The organism is Mesorhizobium sp. P3_A9, assembly GCF_056402975.1.
The window spans coordinates 1-2,125 of the sequence record NZ_JBFUGJ010000597.1 but is presented as its reverse complement, the minus strand read 5'-3'; the positions used below and the strand labels follow the sequence as shown (position 1 = coordinate 2,125).

Genomic DNA, 2,125 nt, shown 5'->3' with positions numbered 1-2,125 from the left:
GTGACGCTGACGCCAGTGCCCTCGAGCTGCCGACGCAGTTCAGCTTCGTTCTGATCCATAGTGGCGCCGATTGCACCGCCGGCCAGTGCACCGATGCCGGCGCCGATCAGCGCGTTGCGGCGGTCATTACCGCCGGCAAGCAGACCAAGGCTGGCACCCGCCAGGGCACCAAGACCGGCACCCGCGGCGGTGTTGGAAATCTTCTGGTCACCGGTATATGGGTCGGTCGTGGTGCAAGCGCTCACGAGCAAAGCCGTCGCCACGACGACGAGCACGGTCTTCTTCATAGATGGTCCCTCTCCAAGTCGCGCCTTTTTCGACGGCGCCAAATCAGCCCTTCCCGCGACTTGTAMCATGAAWTRCGGCRAAAARCGGAACGGGAAAGATGCCCGCGACGGCTTTTCCCGGGGTCTGTTAGGTGACGATCACCTTGGCCAGCTACCAGAGATTCTTGCCGTCAATGACCACCACTTCCACGGTGTCGAGATCGAAATCATCGAACAGCCGCGAATTGACGCTGATCTTGGGATTGTCGAAATCCGGCTTGCCGGTCGACCAATCCGGCGTTTGCGTGAAGGTGCCGCAGCCGCAGGTGGCGCAAAAGCCGTGCTTTACGGTTTTCGAGCCCCACTCATAGACAGAAACGTTTTCCTGCGGGCTGGTGAGCTTGAATTGTGATGGGATGTAATAGGCCCAGAGCGAGCCGCGTTTCGAGCAGAASGAACAGGTGCAKTGCGTCACCGTYTGCGGTGCCTCTGAAACCTCGAATGTCGTCGCCTTGCAGTGGCAGCTTGCCTTGATGGTCATCAACATCACCTCTCCATTGTCGGCCGCCCATGCGGCAGGGCACCATAAAGAAGCGATCCTGACAACTGTCTGTCAGCAGGCTTTACGCCCTGAACAGCCGGCAGCAAACTCAGTAAGACGATGGCGGCACGAACAGGCAGATGGTCTTTCCGGCATCGAGCCCTGCTTGATGCGCGCACCAATGGAATTCTCCGTCGGGCGAATCCTTGATCCGTCTGTCGCTATACGCGACCACCTCCCCGGTGTCCTTGATGACATAGCCTTCCGGGCGCTCGCTGATCGAGGTTTGCGACACCTCGTGGCAATCGTAATTCGCGCAGCAGGCAAACGGATAAGCCCAGCCTTGCGGCTTGGCCGCGGTCGGCTTCGCGTCATGCGCCAGGGCCGGCGCCGACAGCAGCGCGATCGCCGCGCAAAGGGGAATGACAAGCTGGCCAACCGATGGAACGGCGATGGCCGATCTGGAACTGGCAGCAGACATGGGAACGTTCCTTTCAAACGAGGTTCAAGCGTTTCGCTTGCCCGTTCCCGGAACGTGTCTTCCCAGCGGCCAATCGTCAGCAGATATGCCGCGACCGGCCATAAATGCTTTTGTCTCCTCCTGCGTCCGATGGTGAGCCGAAATGTGAGTCGGCGCAAGAAATTGCTGCGTGGCCGGACGACCTGTTGCCGCCGGCCCACCCAAGGCAGCAACCAGGTGAAATCACAACTACGGCAGTCGTTGGTGATGGCCCGCTTCGTCCAGTGCGAGCGGTCACACTCCAGGTTTGGCGGCGGACGGCGCTAGTCCAGATCGGCCACGGCCTCACCCGCGCCGCCCTCGATGCGCTGCGACAGCGAGGCTTCCATGAAGTCGTCGAGGTCGCCGTCGAGCACGCTCGACGGGCTGGTGCTCTCGACGCCTGTGCGCAGATCCTTCACCAGCTGGTAGGGCTGCAGCACGTAGGAGCGGATCTGGTGACCCCAGCCGATGTCGCTCTTCGACGCCTCGGTGGCGTTGGCCACCGCCTCGCGCTTCTTCAGCTCTTCCTCGTAGAGGCGCGAGCGCAGCATTTCCCAGGCCTTCGCCTTGTTCTTGTGCTGTGAGCGTTCGGCCTGGCAGGCAACCGCGATGCCGGTGGCGATATGGGTGATGCGGACCGCCGAGTCGGTGGTGTTGACGTGCTGGCCTCCCGAACCGGACGAGCGATATGTGTCGATGCGGACATCGGATTCTGAAACATCGATCTCGATCCTGTCATCTACGACTGGATAGACCCAGATGCTGGAGAAGGATGTATGGCGGCGCGCATTGCTGTCATACGGCGAAATACGAACC

The 2,125-nt window shown here is 60.9% G+C and carries 4 protein-coding genes; all 4 read right to left on the bottom strand.

Features of this window, described 5'->3' with window-relative positions; translation table 11 throughout:
- Window positions 1–287 (bottom strand): glycine zipper domain-containing protein (locus AC1DX0_RS35040; RefSeq protein ID WP_477358996.1); only part of this gene is annotated, 287 nt, incomplete at its 3' end.
- Between the two features lie 151 nt (window positions 288–438).
- Window positions 439–807, bottom strand: coding sequence for a GFA family protein (locus AC1DX0_RS35035; RefSeq protein WP_477358999.1), 369 nt, complete (start codon window positions 805–807; stop codon window positions 439–441).
- Between the two features lie 109 nt (window positions 808–916).
- Window positions 917–1,288 carry a hypothetical protein gene (locus tag AC1DX0_RS35030; RefSeq protein WP_477221403.1) on the bottom strand — a complete coding sequence of 124 codons (372 nt, stop codon included), beginning with the start codon at window positions 1,286–1,288 and terminating at the stop codon, window positions 917–919.
- Window positions 1,289–1,590: 302 nt separating this feature from the next.
- Window positions 1,591–2,125, bottom strand: a 535-nt coding sequence (locus tag AC1DX0_RS35025; protein WP_477358993.1) for a peptide chain release factor-like protein, incomplete at its 5' end; no start/stop codon positions are given.